Source organism: Shewanella morhuae (assembly GCF_003028295.1).
Classification (GTDB): Bacteria; Pseudomonadota; Gammaproteobacteria; order Enterobacterales; family Shewanellaceae; genus Shewanella; species Shewanella morhuae.
The window spans coordinates 285,709-302,073 of the sequence record NZ_PYSG01000002.1 but is presented as its reverse complement, the minus strand read 5'-3'; the positions used below and the strand labels follow the sequence as shown (position 1 = coordinate 302,073).

14 protein-coding genes and 1 riboswitch are annotated in these 16,365 nt (G+C 45.7%); of the genes, 4 read left to right on the top strand and 10 right to left on the bottom strand.

Annotated elements, in window-relative coordinates; translation table 11 throughout:
- Positions 1 to 32: 32 nt before the first annotated feature.
- Both pyrC and C9I43_RS01845 read left to right on the top strand, forming a co-directional pair.
- On the top strand, positions 33 to 1,064 hold the full coding sequence (gene pyrC, locus C9I43_RS01850; protein ID WP_107881756.1) for a dihydroorotase: 1,032 nt from the start codon (positions 33 to 35) through the stop codon (positions 1,062 to 1,064).
- A gap of 802 nt (positions 1,065 to 1,866) precedes the next feature.
- A complete protein-coding gene (locus C9I43_RS01845) occupies positions 1,867 to 3,420 on the top strand; it encodes a methyl-accepting chemotaxis protein (protein ID WP_107881754.1) in 1,554 nt (517 codons plus the stop codon).
- Between the two features lie 39 nt (positions 3,421 to 3,459).
- Here C9I43_RS01845 and C9I43_RS01840 read toward each other — a convergent pair whose 3' ends face one another.
- Positions 3,460 to 3,843, bottom strand: coding sequence for an MAPEG family protein (locus tag C9I43_RS01840; protein ID WP_076501044.1), 384 nt, complete (start codon positions 3,841 to 3,843; stop codon positions 3,460 to 3,462).
- A gap of 497 nt (positions 3,844 to 4,340) precedes the next feature.
- On the opposite strand from C9I43_RS01840, the gene C9I43_RS01835 reads away from it, so the two are divergent.
- Positions 4,341 to 5,732, top strand: a complete 1,392-nt coding sequence (locus C9I43_RS01835; RefSeq protein WP_107881752.1) for an NAD-dependent succinate-semialdehyde dehydrogenase — start codon at positions 4,341 to 4,343, stop codon at positions 5,730 to 5,732.
- Positions 5,733 to 5,791: 59 nt separating this feature from the next.
- Here C9I43_RS01835 and C9I43_RS01830 read toward each other — a convergent pair whose 3' ends face one another.
- Complete coding sequence (locus C9I43_RS01830) at positions 5,792 to 6,616, bottom strand: cobalamin-binding protein (RefSeq protein WP_258191668.1); 825 nt, start codon at positions 6,614 to 6,616, stop codon at positions 5,792 to 5,794.
- Between the two features lie 618 nt (positions 6,617 to 7,234).
- Here C9I43_RS01830 and C9I43_RS01825 point away from each other — a divergent pair.
- Positions 7,235 to 7,678 (top strand): CopD family protein, encoded by a 444-nt coding sequence (locus C9I43_RS01825; protein ID WP_076501052.1) that lies wholly within the window; start codon positions 7,235 to 7,237, stop codon positions 7,676 to 7,678.
- Between the two features lie 152 nt (positions 7,679 to 7,830).
- Here C9I43_RS01825 and cobO read toward each other — a convergent pair whose 3' ends face one another.
- The 8 genes from cobO to C9I43_RS01785 all read right to left on the bottom strand — a co-directional run bounded on the left by cobO (position 7,831) and on the right by C9I43_RS01785 (position 16,277).
- The gene (gene cobO / locus C9I43_RS01820; protein ID WP_076501064.1) at positions 7,831 to 8,454 is read right to left on the bottom strand and encodes a cob(I)yrinic acid a,c-diamide adenosyltransferase; all 624 of its coding nucleotides are present in this window, start codon (positions 8,452 to 8,454) and stop codon (positions 7,831 to 7,833) included.
- 29 nt (positions 8,455 to 8,483) lie between these two features.
- On the bottom strand, positions 8,484 to 10,031 hold the full coding sequence (locus C9I43_RS01815) for a cobyric acid synthase (RefSeq protein ID WP_373455344.1): 1,548 nt from the start codon (positions 10,029 to 10,031) through the stop codon (positions 8,484 to 8,486).
- A 203-nt stretch (positions 10,032 to 10,234) separates the two neighbouring features.
- Positions 10,235 to 10,846 carry a bifunctional adenosylcobinamide kinase/adenosylcobinamide-phosphate guanylyltransferase gene (cobU, locus tag C9I43_RS01810; RefSeq protein ID WP_107881748.1) on the bottom strand — a complete coding sequence of 204 codons (612 nt, stop codon included), beginning with the start codon at positions 10,844 to 10,846 and terminating at the stop codon, positions 10,235 to 10,237.
- On the bottom strand, positions 10,843 to 11,631 hold the full coding sequence (locus C9I43_RS01805) for an adenosylcobinamide-GDP ribazoletransferase (RefSeq protein ID WP_107881746.1): 789 nt from the start codon (positions 11,629 to 11,631) through the stop codon (positions 10,843 to 10,845). The genes cobU and C9I43_RS01805 overlap by 4 nt, the downstream gene beginning before the upstream one ends.
- A 105-nt stretch (positions 11,632 to 11,736) precedes the next feature.
- Positions 11,737 to 12,801: a nicotinate-nucleotide--dimethylbenzimidazole phosphoribosyltransferase gene (gene cobT, locus C9I43_RS01800; RefSeq protein ID WP_107881744.1), complete on the bottom strand. Its 1,065-nt coding sequence runs from the start codon at positions 12,799 to 12,801 to the stop codon at positions 11,737 to 11,739.
- Positions 12,802 to 12,901: 100 nt separating this feature from the next.
- On the bottom strand, positions 12,902 to 13,987 hold the full coding sequence (locus tag C9I43_RS01795; protein ID WP_107881742.1) for a FecCD family ABC transporter permease: 1,086 nt from the start codon (positions 13,985 to 13,987) through the stop codon (positions 12,902 to 12,904).
- A 46-nt stretch (positions 13,988 to 14,033) separates the two neighbouring features.
- Positions 14,034 to 14,912: an ABC transporter ATP-binding protein gene (locus C9I43_RS01790; RefSeq protein ID WP_107883994.1), complete on the bottom strand. Its 879-nt coding sequence runs from the start codon at positions 14,910 to 14,912 to the stop codon at positions 14,034 to 14,036.
- Positions 14,913 to 15,042: 130 nt separating this feature from the next.
- Positions 15,043 to 15,199, bottom strand: a riboswitch (cobalamin riboswitch).
- A 322-nt stretch (positions 15,200 to 15,521) separates the two neighbouring features.
- Positions 15,522 to 16,277 carry a histidine phosphatase family protein gene (locus C9I43_RS01785; RefSeq protein WP_107881739.1) on the bottom strand — a complete coding sequence of 252 codons (756 nt, stop codon included), beginning with the start codon at positions 16,275 to 16,277 and terminating at the stop codon, positions 15,522 to 15,524.
- Positions 16,278 to 16,365 lie beyond the last annotated feature (88 nt).

Below are 16,365 nucleotides of genomic sequence, written 5' to 3'. Positions count from 1 at the left end.
TCGTAGCCAAAACAATCAAAAGATAAAACCCTATGACGACAATAACGATCACTCGCCCAGACGATTGGCATATCCATTTAAGAGATGGCGCCCAGCTTAAAGATACCGTGCGTGATATTAGCCGCTATATGGGCCGCGCTATCGTTATGCCAAACTTAGTGCCGCCCGCTATCGATACGCAAACAGCACTAACTTATTACGACCGCATTAAAGCCAAGGTACCCACAGGCTCACAGTTCGAACCTTTAATGGTGTTGTATTTAACTGATAAAACCAGCCCCGATGAAATCCGCAAAGCCAAGGCATCGGGTAAAATTGTCGCTGCAAAACTTTATCCTGCGGGCGCAACAACCAACTCAGATTCTGGCGTGACCACGCTTGAAAACATTTACCCCGCCCTTAAAGCCATGCAAGAAGTCGGTATGCTTTTTTTAGTGCACGGCGAAGTCACGGACTCATCGATTGATATTTTCGATCGCGAGCGCGTTTTTATCGAAAATATCCTCAGCAAAATTGTTGCCGATTTCCCAAACCTTAAAATCGTGCTTGAACATATCACCACTAAAGATGCGGTCGATTTTGTCACTCAAGCCTCTGATAATGTGGCCGCAACTATCACAGCCCACCATTTGCTGTATAACCGTAACCACATGTTAGCTGGCGGTATTCGTCCGCATTTTTATTGCCTACCGATTTTAAAACGCAACACTCACCAGCAGGCGCTATTGGCCGCTGCGGCAAGTGGTAGCAAGAAGTTTTTCCTCGGTACCGATTCAGCGCCACACGCCCAAGATAAAAAAGAAGCCGCCTGTGGCTGCGCGGGTTCGTATACCGCCCACGCCGCCATTGAGTTGTATGCCGAAGCATTTGAATCGGTGAATGCGCTCGATAAACTCGAAGCGTTCGCCAGCTTCAATGGCCCAGATTTTTATAATCTACCACGCAACACAGACACTATTACGTTGGTTAAAAAATCATGGGATGTACCTGCAAGCTATCCGCTGGGCGACACCAACGTCGTACCAATCCGCGCAGGTGAAGCCATTGATTGGCAGGTTGAATAAGCGCTTGAGTTAGGCTTGAGTTAGGTAAGTTTTCCTGTCGCTATTGAGCAAAAAATATCAGGCCAATACCATCAAAAAGAAAGCTGCATCTGCGGCTTTCTTTTTAGCCGCGCACATTCAATCAAGGAGAAATTAACGGTAATACTCTTATTAGTTTAAAGAGCTATTCATGACTGAATACATAGGGTCAATCACTTGCATTTCAGTGACACGCCATACACGCCTCCCTGAGGACTCAACGGCGTTATCCATTGCTGCCAACGGTCACAGACATACAAGCGATTCATTTCATAAATATTTTAGTATGTCCGTCGCTAAACGACTTATGTCTGCGGTAAAAACTTACTCCCAACCTCATCCATTGATAAAAATTGCCTAACGGCTCAAATGGCATATCCATGTACAAGCACTGTACTCAATCTAATTAACCGTAGTTAGAAGGCAAATTCTTCGAGGATGTTCTACTCTAATATAACCAATTTACAACCATTTACATTAGCTCAACGTGAATGAGAGTTTTTTAATCGACTCTTAGCGAACGCAATACTAATAATGAGTAGCTACTTTCATTGATACGAACATTTTTAGGGTTGACTTTAGCACTAGCCTAATTAATAAACCCCGATGAAAACATATTGTAAACAGAGTATTAAATCCAACGTTTCCATAGGAATAACGTATATGTTTCACAAGAAAAATACTTATAAATGGCGATCAATCGGTTTAACTAATGGTAACATTAACCAAAGGGTTATTTAGCCTTATCTTGTTGAGAAACAGCCAATATACAAAGGAGTGTGGCATGAGAAATAACCAACCGATTACCCGTCAAGAAAGAACTTTCCCCGAATCGATAAAACTCATTTCTGTGACTGATTTGCAAGGCACGATCCTCGAATGTAACGATGCGTTTGTCGATGTGAGTGGTTTTAACAAAGCGGAATTAATCGGACAACACCATAATATTGTCAGGCACCCTGAAATGCCTTCAATTGCATTTGCTCAAATGTGGTCTTATCTCAAAGCGGGCAAACCTTGGATGGGTGTGATTAAAAATCGTTGTAAAAATGGCGATTTTTATTGGGTAGATGCCTATGTTACGCCAGTCACTACCGCTGGCAAAGTGGTCGGTTATGAGTCAGTAAGGTCATGTCCTAGGCGAGATGACGTAGCAAGGGCCGATACTTTATATCAACAAATTAATGCGGGTAAATCTTTTGCCACATCACGGCGCATTTCTGTTGCGAACTTATGTCTTATTTTGGCCTTAATTTCAGCCGGTGCACTTTATGTCGCAGGATACCCAACTCTGTTTACTATTTTACTGGTGAGCGCCGCAATCTTATATGCTATTTCAATGACATACAAATATACATCTACAGTTGAGTCGCTAAACTCCATGTTAAAAATGAGCTTTTCTAACGAACTTGCCGCCAGAGCTTACACAGATTCAAGCGGTACACTCGGTTTATTAAAGGTCAGTATTTTGAGCCAGAATGCCCATCTAGGAACAGTCATTACTCGGATTGAAAATGCGGCATTAAATGTTGCTAAAGAGTCAGAAAATGGCTTTCAGTTAACGCTTAACACTTGCGCCGCAATTGAGCAGCAACAGGCAGAAACTTGCCAAGTGGCTACAGCAATGAATCAAATGACCACCACAATTGCCGAGGTTTCAATACACGTATCAGAAACCGCAAACCATGCAGATACCGCGAATAATTTAGCGATTCAAGGTAGAAATATGGCCGAGGTTACCCAGCAGTCGATTCAAAAACTTAAAAGTACCGTTAGCGATATCAGTATTTCAGTGACCGAGCTTTCAGATCAAACGGTTCGTATTGCACAAGTGGCACAAATCATTGAGCAAATTGCCGAACAAACTAATTTACTGGCATTAAATGCGGCCATTGAAGCCGCCAGAGCCGGAGAGCAAGGCCGAGGATTTGCCGTCGTTGCAGATGAAGTGCGTAATCTGGCGCAACGAACACAAGAATCAACCCACAGTATTCATGGGATCATTAATGAGTTAACGGCAAAAGCCAAGCATGCTGTTGATGCCGCCCATTTTGGCACTGAAGCGGCTAATGAAGGACTTGAAAAGGTCGTTGAAAGCGCTGCTATGCTTAACGGTATTTCAGACGCCATTGGTCACATCGCCCATATGTCGACGCAAATGGCGGCGGCAGTAGAAGAGCAAACCCATGTTGCTGAAGATATTAACCGCCAAGTGGTAAGTATCTCTGATTTAGCAAGCACTAGCTCTGAAAGTGCTGTAGATACCTCAACATCCATTACCAAGCTTAAAAATACCGCCGATGATCTGCACGAATTGGTGGTTCGTTTCAAGCGTTAGAAAAGCACTGCATCATTGAGATGTCACCGTTCAAATATGCTAAAAAGCCTGAAAAAATATGCCGAAGGCGCTGAAAATAGCCACAAACCATGAGAGGGATCTTAAGGTGCCTTTGTTGGCAAGATACAAGATGTGATACACAAAACGGGCTGCTACATGGCTGATTGCAAGCCATTCTGCAGTCGGTGTCACTTTGCCTGTGGCGATGACCACTAATACCGCTAGGCCAAAAACTAAGAGTGATTCAAAGGCATTTTGATGCCCTGCTAAAGCGCGGGCACCAAAACCGGTCAGCTGCGCCTGCTGGGCACGAGGATGGTTATTGTCATAACCACCCGTTTTCGCCATTGCCCATGCAACTGGGCCTTTGGCTAAATACGGCAATAACATCGCAATAAATAAACAAATGAGTAAGGTATTCATGGGCGGCACTTCCTATTATTTTAGTATTTGAGTGTATTCAGTAGGTTGAGCCTGTGAGTGTATGTCCACAGCAAGATTATTTCATCCAATACCTGATGTGATTCACAAAATGCAGCCGTATCATTAAATCACTCACTGTCCTATACCTTTGCCATAGGCAAGATATCAACCCAAATACTCACAGCATTAGCGCACCCTTAACCTATCTTTGGCGGCTTTGTTGTCGCGCCAACCCTACTTAACTCGGGTTGTTTAACAAAACACTCCACCCAAAACGAAAGTATGAAAAGCCTAAAAACAAGGCTGATATCTACATCCCTGTGATCCGACTCACATCGCTATCTAATTAGAGTGAGTAGAAAGGTAGGTGATTAATCCCTTACCTTATCTATCTTCAATGACAAAGGTAATGACAAGGGCGATGGTAAATAAAGACATTTATCCCTAATGCCAAGGCTTGGCATTGCACTCTATTCGTTGAACGCTTGGAGGAACATATGGCTTATACAACGATCAATCCCTTTACGGGAGAACTCATCAAAGAATTTCCCAATGCAACAGATACCGAAGTCACGCAGGCGATAGACTCTGCCCATCTGGCATTTTTGGCTTGGCGAACTACTCCCTTTGCAGACAAGGCAGTAATACTGTCTAAGGCTGCAACCATTCTCAGAGATAACAAGCGGCAATATGCTAAGTTGTTGACGTTAGAAATGGGCAAAGTAATTGCAGAAGCCGAAGCTGAGGTCGAGCTTTCGGCGCAAATTCTCGAATATTACGCCGAACATACCGAGCGACTGCTAGCTCCGCAAAAACTGCCAGTAGCCGATCCTGCAGAAGGTGAAGCGATACTGGTTCACGACCCCCTTGGCGTGTTGCTGGCTATCGAACCTTGGAACTTCCCTTACTATCAAATTGCCCGAATTTTGGCGCCGCAGATATCCGTCGGAAACACTTTACTGCTCAAACACGCATCCAATGTGCCGCAATGCGCAGCGGCCTTTGAAGGCCTGATGCGTGATGCAGGGCTGCCACAAGGTGTATTCCAAAACCTGTATGCAACACGCGATCAAATTGAATATATTATTAATTCCCCCAAAGTACACGGAGTAGCACTCACAGGTTCTGAGGGTGCAGGCGCAATTATTGCCGCACAAGCTGGTAAAGCGCTGAAAAAATCCACCTTAGAACTAGGCGGGGCAGATGCTTTTATCGTGCTTGAAGATGCCGAGCTGCCAAAAACCATTAATTGGGCAGTGTTTGGCCGTCACTGGAACGCTGGTCAGGTTTGCGTGTCGTCCAAGCGGATGATCTTAGTTGAAGCCATTTATGATGAGTTTATGCAAGGTTATATCAAAGGTGTCGAAGCGCTAAAAGCGGGCGATCCTATGGATCCCACTACCACATTGGCCCCGTTATCTTCTCAGGCTGCTGCCGACGAAGTGAAGCAAAAAGTGCGTGATGCGGTAAAACATGGCGCAACTGCCACCGAAGTAGGCCCTAAAGTGCCAGAAAAAGGTGCCTTTGTGCAGCCGACGATATTAACTAATGTCACGCCAGATAACCCCGCCTACTATTGGGAGTTTTTCGGCCCTATATCGATGATCCTCAAAGCGAAAGATGAACAAGAAGCGATTAATATCGCCAACGACTCACCCTTTGGTCTGGGTGGCTCAGTGTTTACGGCTGACAATAAACGCGGTTTAGCGGTCGCTAAGCAGGTTTCAACCGGCATGATGTTTGTTAATCATCCAACTATGGTTAAGGCCGATTTACCCTTTGGTGGTGTGCGCCGCTCAGGTTATGGCCGCGAGCTAATTAGTTTAGGCTTAAAAGAGTTTGTAAACCACAAACTGATTAATGTGGTTGATATTAACGCACCGTTCTAATCTATTCATTAAGATATGCGACTAAAAGCTAGGCAGGATTATCTGTCTGGCTTTTATTTTTAACGTGCTTTATCTAATGCACTACAGAAAGCTTGCACGCCAAGTAACGCTCTGGGCGTAGCACGGTGCAATAAATCGGCATTTATTTGATAGATATGTTGTTTTTTAACCGCTGGGATCTCGGGCCATTGACTCCAATCAACACCTTTAACATTACCTTCTTCTTGGCTTTGTAAAATCACCTCGGGCAGAGTCAACAACACGTTTTCTAAACTCACCTGCGGATAATCGCTGGCGGCCGTGTAAAACACATTTTCACCATGGCACACATCCATAATTTGCTGGATCCAACTGTTTTTAGAAATCGTCATCAAGGGCGATGACCAGAGTTGATAAAACACTTTAGGTGCTGATTTTCCGGCATTCTCTGCCCGTAAACGGCTCAGCTCAGCACGATAAATAGCCGCGGCGTTACGCGCTTCTTCAACGTGTCCGGTTAATTGCCCTAACTCTTCAAGCTCCTTAGCAATTGCGTCTAAGGTCTTGGGGTCGCTACCATAAATATTAAAGCCAAGCGATTTAAGCTGATTGATATCTTCGGCTTTATTACCCGAATCCCACACTACAATTAAATCAGGGTTGAGCTCGAGCACCCGCTCCATTTGAATACCATAATAGCCACCAATCCGCGGGATTTTTTTAGCTGCCTCAGGGTAATCTGCATAATCGGTCGCCGCCACAATCGCATCACCCGCGCCTATGGCATAGAGCATTTCTACCGCGTGGGGCGAAAGCGCAATAATACGCTGAGCAGGTTTGGCTAATACCTGCTGAGAAAGCAAAATACTCAGACCCAATATGCAGCCAACGTAATAGCGTTTCATCGTCATCCCTTTAATGTTAATCCTACAATCATAGGCACCATAGATATCATTCCATGGCTATTTGCTGAAGGTAGCCTTTAATCAAATAGCCATATACTTATTAGCCATTGTCGCTGAAACCAAACCATGACATAGCAGTATACCTAGAAACAATTACTTAGCTAAATAATGTAACCATACACTGACATAAAATATACCCATAGCCTGACAAATAGGAACGCGCATAAATACTAGGCATTAGGATGGGAGTTAGAATGTTGTCAAAAGGAAGAAGTCAGTTTTATGTGGTTTATTAATTAACCAAACAATTTATGCATACGAGTATCACTGTCAGAAATGCACCTTTGGTAAACATAATCGCTACGCATCATATAATATTCTGGTTTATCAGCTCGCAAATTTGCTAATGGCTCCCTTCAGACCAACCCTCACGGGTAACCCCTTGCTATGCACTAGTAGTTAACGTTTAATAACGGCATGTTATTGAATGGTGACTTCCTACTGAGGACTGTCATCTCATTAATTCATACCCATATTGAGCAATCACAAACGCTAGCAAACTGGGTCGATTCGCTACGCTCGTCCGTGTTAACAGCGTTAGCATTTTAGGAGAAAAGCATGTTTGGATTTTTATTATTACTGCATATTATTTCTGCGACAATTTGGACCGGAGGGCATATTGTTTTATCTATCGTTATTTTGCCTAAGGTGCTAAGAGACAAGTCACCAGAGCAGTTATTAGATTTCGAATCAGTTTATGAAAAAATTGGCATGCCTGCCTTGATAATCCAAGTTATTACAGGGTTGTTATTGGCATATAGATTGGTACCTAACATTAGTGAATGGTTTAATATGAGCAATCCTATTTCTCATGTTATTTCAGCTAAGTTGCTACTTCTATTTTTAACTGTTTGCTTTGCCATAGATGCTAGGTTTCGCGTAATCCCTGCTTTGTCACCAAGTAACCTTAAAGTCATGGCTTGGCATATTATACCTGTGACAATTTTTTCAATACTATTTGTTTTCGTTGGTGTTTCATTTAGAACTGGCTGGTTATATTAGAATGCTAACAAATAAGGATATGCCGCGCGTAGCCGCACGAAAACAGTTTGCATTGGATTAGAACGGACGCACTTTTAACCCAGTGAGATAGAAAAGTATAAAGTTGTGGCCAATATTACTCAGCCACAACAGTTCAGCGACAAAACCATAAATCAATAATCAAAACCTTGCTGCGCTTTTATGCCCGCTTCGAAGGCGTGTTTCAGCGGCTGCACTTCGCTCACCGTATCGGCCAGTTCGATAATGGCTCGGTGACAAGCACGGCCGGTGATAATCACATGTTGCATTGGCGGGCGATTACGCAGCGCAGTGAGCACGCGCTCCACATCCAAATAGTGATAACTCACCATGTACGTCAATTCATCGAGCATCACGCAATCTATGCTCTCATCTTGTAATAATTGCTCGGCAACTTCCCATGCGAGCAAGGCGGCTGCGGTGTCTTTCTCTTTATCTTGGGTTTCCCATGTAAAACCTGTGCCCATTACATGAAACGCAACCCCCGCTCCTTCAAGTAAATTGCGCTCCCCGCATTCCCAAGTGCCTTTAATAAATTGCACTACCGCCGCTTTTTTACCGTGACCGACAGCGCGGGCAACGGTACCAAAACCTGAGGTAGACTTACCTTTGCCATTACCGGTTAACACCAGCAGAATGCCCTTTTCTTCTTGGGCTGCGGCAATTTTGGCATCAACACCTTGTTTGAGTTTCTGTTGACGCTCTTTGTGGCGGTCGGCCTTGATTTGCGTTTGCTCGTTATCGGTTTGTGCTGTCATGGTCTTTCCTTCGCTCTGCTGCTAAAAACTTATGATTCTAAAATAGCCTGTAATTTTGGCATGTCTAAATGTTTTGCTAACACATCGGCTAAACGGTCGAGTTGTTGCTCACGTATTTGATTGATATCTATCGCCTTAGCATCACTTAATCCCGCCCAGTGCAAAATAAGTTGGCAGGCATCTGGACTATCAAACAAGCCGTGTAAATAGCTACCTAAAATTTGCGCGTCAGCACTTTGCAACCCATCGGCAAAACTCACCGCTGGCACTTTTACACTGGTAAAATCTGGGGTTAACTGTAAAAGCGCATTATTGTGTGCATGTTGAGGCGTGAGATAGCTTGCTTCACCACAGTGGATTTCATATCCCTTCACATCAACAGTTTGTCCAAGCAGGTTAAGCTGTCCACTGACCCGCCGTAATTGTTTGTCGGCTTTAAGTTCAGTGCTTAGCGGCAAGTATCCAAGCCCAATGCTATCGCCAGCACTGCCTTCAATACCTAGGGGATCAGCAATGTGCTGGCCTAGCATTTGATAACCGCCACAAATGCCCAGCACTTTTCCGCCATAACGCAGGTGTGTGGCGATATCATTATCCCAGCCTTGCTGGCGTAAAAAGGCCAAATCGGCGCGCACATTCTTACTACCAGGCAAAATCAATAAATCGGCAGCGGGTAAATGAGTGACGTGATTAGCGGCTTGGGTTTGCAGCGACACATAGTCAAAATCGATATCAGGATGTAACCGCAGCGGATCAAAATCGGTATGATTACTGATCCTTGGATACACTAGCACCCGCACTGTTAAGCGACGATGGGTGTCCTTAATCGGCGCACTTTGCAGCGCATCCTCGGCATCTAAATGCAGATCATGTAGATAAGGCAACACGCCTAAAACAGGCTTGTTTGTATAGGCTTCAAGCCAATCCAGCCCCGATTGCAACAAGCTAATATCGCCACGGAAACGGTTAATCACAAAGCCCTTTACCCGCGCTTGTTCAGATACAGATAACAGCGCCAGCGTCCCAACCAAATGGGCAAATACACCGCCTTTATCGATATCGGCAATAATAATCACCGGACAATCCACCGCTTCGGCAAACCCCATATTGGCAATATCGCCCTCACGTAAATTGATCTCAGCCGGACTACCCGCACCTTCAACCACAATAGTCTGATATTGGCCGGATAATCGCTCGAAGGATCCCAGCACGGCGCCAAGTGCCATTGCTTTGTAGTCCTTAGACTTAGGCCCAAAAAAGGCCGAGGCTTCGAGCGTTGTCAACGCTTTACCCTGAACAATAATTTGCGCGCCCGTGTCTGAGCTAGGTTTAAGCAAAATGGGGTTAAAATCCGTATGTGGCTCAAGGTAACAAGCCGCAGCCTGCAATGCTTGTGCGCGGCCAATCTCGCCGCCATCAACGGTGACGGCACTATTGAGTGCCATATTTTGCGGTTTAAAGGGTGCGACCTTAATACCCTGACGGGCAAATAAACGACATAACCCAGCCACTAAAGTACTTTTGCCAGCGTCTGAAGTTGTGCCCTGTATCATCAATACCTTAGCGCGATGATTCATGCCTGCTACAGGCGCAGTACTGCTCAAAGGCACAGTGCTCAACACCGTTGTTTGGGTATTATCGAGTGCATTCGCACAGGCTGTACTGTTGGTGTTTGAAGAGGGCATAGGTTAAAAATTTATTCTCAATTTGCAGGAGTTAACATAAAAACTCAGCTTGAACATCATTTAAGCCACTAAAGTCTCAGACAACCTAAGACAATCTAAAGCGGTTTTAATGCTAGGGGTAAGCCCGCAACGACTAAGGTCACATTATCCGCTAAGGCAGCAACGGCTTGGTTTAACCAGCCAGCTTCGTCAACAAATTGTCGGCTCAACTCACCTAAGGGCACTATGCCAGAGCCGACTTCGTTACTGATCAAAATCACTACACCTTCAAGCCCAGTCAGCGCATCCACAAAAGCGGTCTTTTCTATCTGCCAATTCGCTAAAGCTTTATCTGTTGACGTTGCAATGGCAAAGTCTGAGGCATTCCACTCGGTAGGCGCGGGTTCATTATCAACTTGCGGATTGGATGCGAGTAATTGATTGGTTAACCACAGGGTTAAACAGTCGACTAAAATCACTCGCCCAGGTTTGGCTAAGCGCGCTAATGTGGCCGTCAATGCCAGTGGCTCCTCAAACAATTGCCACTCAACGCCATCGTCAGAACGGTTCACTTGATGCTTGGCAATGCGTGTTGCCATTTCATCATCTAGCGCCTGCGCCGTTGCCACATAACAGGCATCAAAACCCAGCGCTGTATATTGACGCACTAAGGCTTCACCGTAACGACTTTTTCCGCTACGGGCGCCGCCTAGCACGAGGTGGATCACAGTATGCTACCAACAACGAGCAATACAAAATAACACACTATTTCAGCCACTTGCTGCGCAGCACCTAGGGTGTCACCTGTGTAACCGCCAATTTGACGTCTGAATATCACGATGATCAAACGGCGTAACCCTATCATCACCAACAATAATGACAATGCCGCTAATCCCTTGAGGAATAACAGTACTAGCACGCCACTGGCGAGCAGGATAAACAGATCATTAATGCCTTGATGTTGCGATAACGGCTTTGACTTACTGGTCTCATCATCGCGAACATATTTTTCGCTAAAGATGATACTCGCCGACACCACACGGCTCACGGTATGCGCCACGATAAGCGCCGAGCCCGCCACCACAGGATCGTACAGGGCTAACTCGACCAACAACTGCCATTTCAGCAGCAGAGCCAACATTAGCGCCAAGGCGCCATAGCTGCCAAGGCGCGAGTCCTTCATGATCCGTAGCTTATCTTCGACCGTCCAACCACCACCAAAACCATCAAAGGTATCGGCGAGGCCATCTTCATGGAATCCCCCCGTAAGCAATACGCCAACGAGCATAGCCAACAGCACAGAAACGCCAGCGGGGAGCCAGTTCTGCGTCAACCAAAACACAATGGCACTGAGCAGGCCGACTAAAAGACCGACCAGACCGAAATAACGGCTGGCTTTATTCAACTTATCGCCATCGACCTCAACCCAGCTCGGCATAGGAATACGGGTAAAATAGCCCATGGCAACAAAAAACAAATCTATCTCTTTGTGCCAGCTTTCGCGTTCTGACATAAAGCATCCTTAGTGAATTCACACTTGCTATACGATTTAAGATTAAAACAGTTGGCTAACAGTTATTATTTTAAATAAGTAAAATAAGAGACTTAGCAGAGTACATCATACAACAGCCTCAATCCCTGCATCACTAAAACTCGCCATTTGGTTGTAAAAATTTACTGCAGCTTGAATAAGCGGCAATGCCAAGGCGGCACCCGTACCTTCGCCTAATCTTAACCCGAGGGCCAACAAGGGTTTAGCCTGTAAAAAATCTAACATGCGCAGGTGCCCTTGTTCGTCAGATTGATGGGCAAAAATTAAATAATCGCGCACATTCGGCGCAATTTTTACCGCCACTAGCGCCGCAGCAGTCGCGATAAAACCATCTATCACCACCAGCATTTTGCGCTCAGCCGCGGCTAATATCGCCCCTGTCATCTGCACAATTTCAAACCCGCCTAAGCAGGCTAACACGGCTTTGGGTCCCGTTAAGGCGCGTTGATGCAACAGCAAAGCTTGCTCTATTAACGCCAGTTTACGCGCTAAGGTTTCAGCATCAATTCCCGTACCGCGACCCACACAATCAGCCACATCAAGTTGCATCATTGCCGCCATAATCGCTGCTGCTGCCGAGGTATTACCTATGCCCATTTCGCCAAAGGCAATCAAATTACAACCTGCTTGATGGTGGCGTTCAATTAAATCTCGCGCCATGGCAAAGCCTTTATCAACAGTATTTAGCGCCATGGCGGGCGCCAAATGAATCGCCTCAGTCCCGGCGCCAAGACGTTGATTAATAATGCCATCAACATCTTCAACTGGCGTTAAAATACCGCAATCAATCACTTCGAGCTTAAAGCCCACCTGCCGACAAAATACATTAATCGCCGCGCCGCCATGGGCAAAATTTTGCACCATTTGGCGCGTGACTTCGCTCGGCGCAATCGACACTCCCTGCGCGGCAATACCATGATCTCCCGCAAACACTAGCAGAGTTGGATGAGCGATTTTTAGTGTATCTTGTGGCAACATTGCGCCTTGCACACGGGCAATTTGTAACGCTAAGGATTCAAGCAGACCTAAAGCGCCCAGCGGTTTAGTTTTAAGATCAATCTTCTGCTGAATCATTGGATCCTGCGCGTTACTGACTGAGCTTATTTGAAAAGATACAGCTGATTGAGGCATCCCTACTCCGCTTATACTTATTTAACTTTATTGAACTTTATTTAACTTAATGGAATTGAACGGGGTTGAATTACATGATTAAAAATCATCTCGCACAGGCTTACCCCACCACCCTGCGCCTACGCAAAATCAGTAAAAAGAATAAGCTACCAATGGCTGCAGTAATAATCCCTACTGGCAACTCTTGATTACCCAACAAACAGCGCGCTAATACATCAATCCACACCATAAATAATCCCCCCACCAACGCCGTTAATAAAATCGGCTGACGACCAGGAAATAGCATGCGCACAGTATGGGGGATCATCAAACCCACAAAACCAATACCGCCACAGGTGGCAACCAATACGGCGGTAATTAACGAGCACAGTAACAACATGCTGAGTCGTAACTTAGGTACATTTACCCCTAAGGTATGGGCAGTTTCATCCCCCGCTTGCAGCGCCATAATCTGCCGCTTCATGCCTAAGATAATCAATAAGCTCACCCCAACAACCAGAGTCGGCAAAATAAGTAACGACCAACTGGCCTTGGCAAAACTGCCTAAACTCCAAAACAATACCGAAGCCGTGGCCTGCGGGCTGGCAAAATACAACAATAAACTGGTCAGTGCGCCAAACATAAAAGAGGTTGCTACGCCCGAAAGCAGCATGCGCTCAACTTGACTATTAAGCCCAAGCCCCGATAACGCTAACACAATCAACACCGACAAACTGGCGCCAATAAAAGCCCCTAAAGGTAAGCTAAACCACAACAATCCCGATAACGCGCCCGAACCGCTAAAAATCCCCGAGTGCGCCGCCATGGCAACGTTGTCAAAAAAACCTGAACTGGTAAACAGCGTCAACATCACTACAGCGCCAAAGGAAGCCCCAGAGCTAATGCCAAACAAATAAGGGTCTGCCAATGGGTTACGGGTTACGGTTTGTAATACACTGCCCGCCAGTGATAAACCCGCCCCCGCCACAAATGCTAGCAAAATACGCGGCAGTCTTAGCTCCATCACAATGCGCTCAGTCATACCGCTTGCCTGAGTAATGTTGGCAACCTTATTAGTAAACACGTGAATAACATCCATAAAGCTGATGTTTGCCGCGCCAAAACTGGTCGCGGCTATCGGTGTCATTAATGTCAATATGGCTAACGCCAGCAGCATAAACTGTTGTCTTGTTAAAAGTGTCACCATAGACCCCAAGTTTGAGATGAAATACAGCTTTGCTTACTCCCCTTAATCATTCGCCTTCGCCTCGTTCATCCGCGTTATGAGTGGCATCATAGTAACCATAAAAATAGCTAATTAACGGTTTTTTATGTTGCGGATGGACGGACACCTGAGCGCAAACACCGAACACATCGCCGATACGCGCTTCAGTTAATACCTCTGTCGGTGTGCCCATAGCACTAACTTCACCGTTGTGAATGAGCAATAAACTGTCACACAGGGCGCTGGCCAAATTGAGATCGTGGATGGAGGCTATCACGCTAATACCTAAACTGCGTACCAGCTCAAGAATTTGAATTTGATAGCGCACATCAAGATGATTAGTCGGTTCATCAAGAATCAGTAATTGTGGCTGCTGCACTATGGCGCGGGCAATCAAAGCGCGTTGTTTTTCGCCGCCCGATAAACGCTCATATTGCTGGTGCATTTTATGGCTGAGGCCGACTTTTTCGAGCGCCTTGGCAATGCGTTCGCCATCTTTGCTAGAGTTAGTGTCAAACATGCCCTTGTGCGGCGTTAACCCCATACTGACTAATTGCTCTGTGGTCATGTCGAAATAATGCGGCGTATCTTGCTGGACAACGGCAACACTACAGGCAAAAGCCTTGGACGATAAATATTCAATATCTTGATCAAATAAGGTGATTTTGCCCTGAGTCGGGCGCACAAAACGATACAAACAGCGCAGCAAACTAGACTTACCCGCACCGTTAGGCCCAATCAGCCCAAGCATCTGCCCCGTCGGCAACGCAAAGTTAATATCGGTAAGAATAGTTTTGCCATCAATGCTCCAGCTTAAATGACTCACATCAAGTGCAACTTGTGGGTTGGCTGGAATGGTATCCTTGCTGTTTAACCCATGGCTTGTTTGGATTGCAGAGAGTTTCACCAATGTGGCGCTCCTAGCGAGTCCACACCTGCATTTAAAAAAGGGATATACATAGTTGCTGTACACATAATCGTTATACACATAATCATCTGCTCCCTCGAGTCACCCGCTCAAGAATTTAAGCTGCACGCAGCGATAACAGAAATAGGCAGGTCTCCTGACTCGTCACTTTTTATATTTAAAGCGCTATAAAGTGACTCACAGTTGCGGGCACAGTTCGGGCTGACTGGCGAGCAGTTCCCCGATTCCCTATTATGTTGAAATTAATCTTTAGTTGGCAAAGAGGCTTAGCCATATCAGCCTAAATCTTCCCACACGACTAAAAACTTCCAACACCTATTTCTGTGACGTTAGCCGCAACGCTATAGCAAGGCCGTATGCAATCAGTAACGTCTGAAGAAGGCATTATCCTATATTTACTCTAATAGGCAATCGACAATCACGCCGCTAAGACGATAAAAATCTTCAACTTAGCAGGCGGTTCAAATGGCGAACTATATGACTAAAATATGTGACTAACTATGACTACTCGCCGCTGTTACTAATGAGCTTACTAACTGTGTGCTAGCCGCATGATTGGCAGCGGTTAAGAGTAATCTGACTGAGCCGTTATTCGCAGCGACCGTTCGGCCAATCTAAACGCCAATAACGGCTGCCTTGCTCATCTTGCAGCACATTAATTTTTACCACTGCGGCGACGGGTAAATTAAGTTGACTGAAAAATCCTACTGCTCGCTCAACCCCCAGTGCTCGCGCCATTAAATGGCGTATAACGCCGCCGTGAGATACTAACCATATTTTAGCAGTAGGCGTGAGCGTACCGTCTTGAGCCTCATCTTGATTGAAGACAATAGAATCCAAGGCAATAGATAATTGTTCAAACTCAGCGGCAAGTATTTGCTCAATAGCATGGTTCACTCGCGACTCAAAACTGGCCATAGTCTCACCGTTGGGCGGTGGTGTTTGCCACGGGTTTTGCCAATAGGCGGCTAAATATTCGCCCTCTTGCTGATAAAGCTCATCAAGCCTGCGCCCGTCCCAGTCACCGAAATCTATTTCCTGTAAATCTGATAAAAACTGCGCCTGTAATGGTTTTTTATGCTCAGTCAGTATCGTGTTTGCTGATGTCAAGTTTGAAGATAGCGGCACCGTTGAATGCAGCTCGGCGGCCAGAGCTTGGGCAAAGTCAGCACAGCGGCGTGAGGTTGAACTATAAATAGCGCTACAGACGCTGGCCTGCGCCGCAACCGCCGCCGACATTTGTTGCCACCCCGTCTCACTCAACGGCACATCTACGCGCCCGCGTAAGATGGTGCCGCCTTCACACTCGCCGTGGCGTAGCAATAATAGTTGTATTTGTTTCATCGTATTCCTTGGCTAATGTTCAAGAGCGAATGTTCAAAAACACATCATTCAGGCAGTGATACTTAATTTTATGGCCATTATGTTGTTA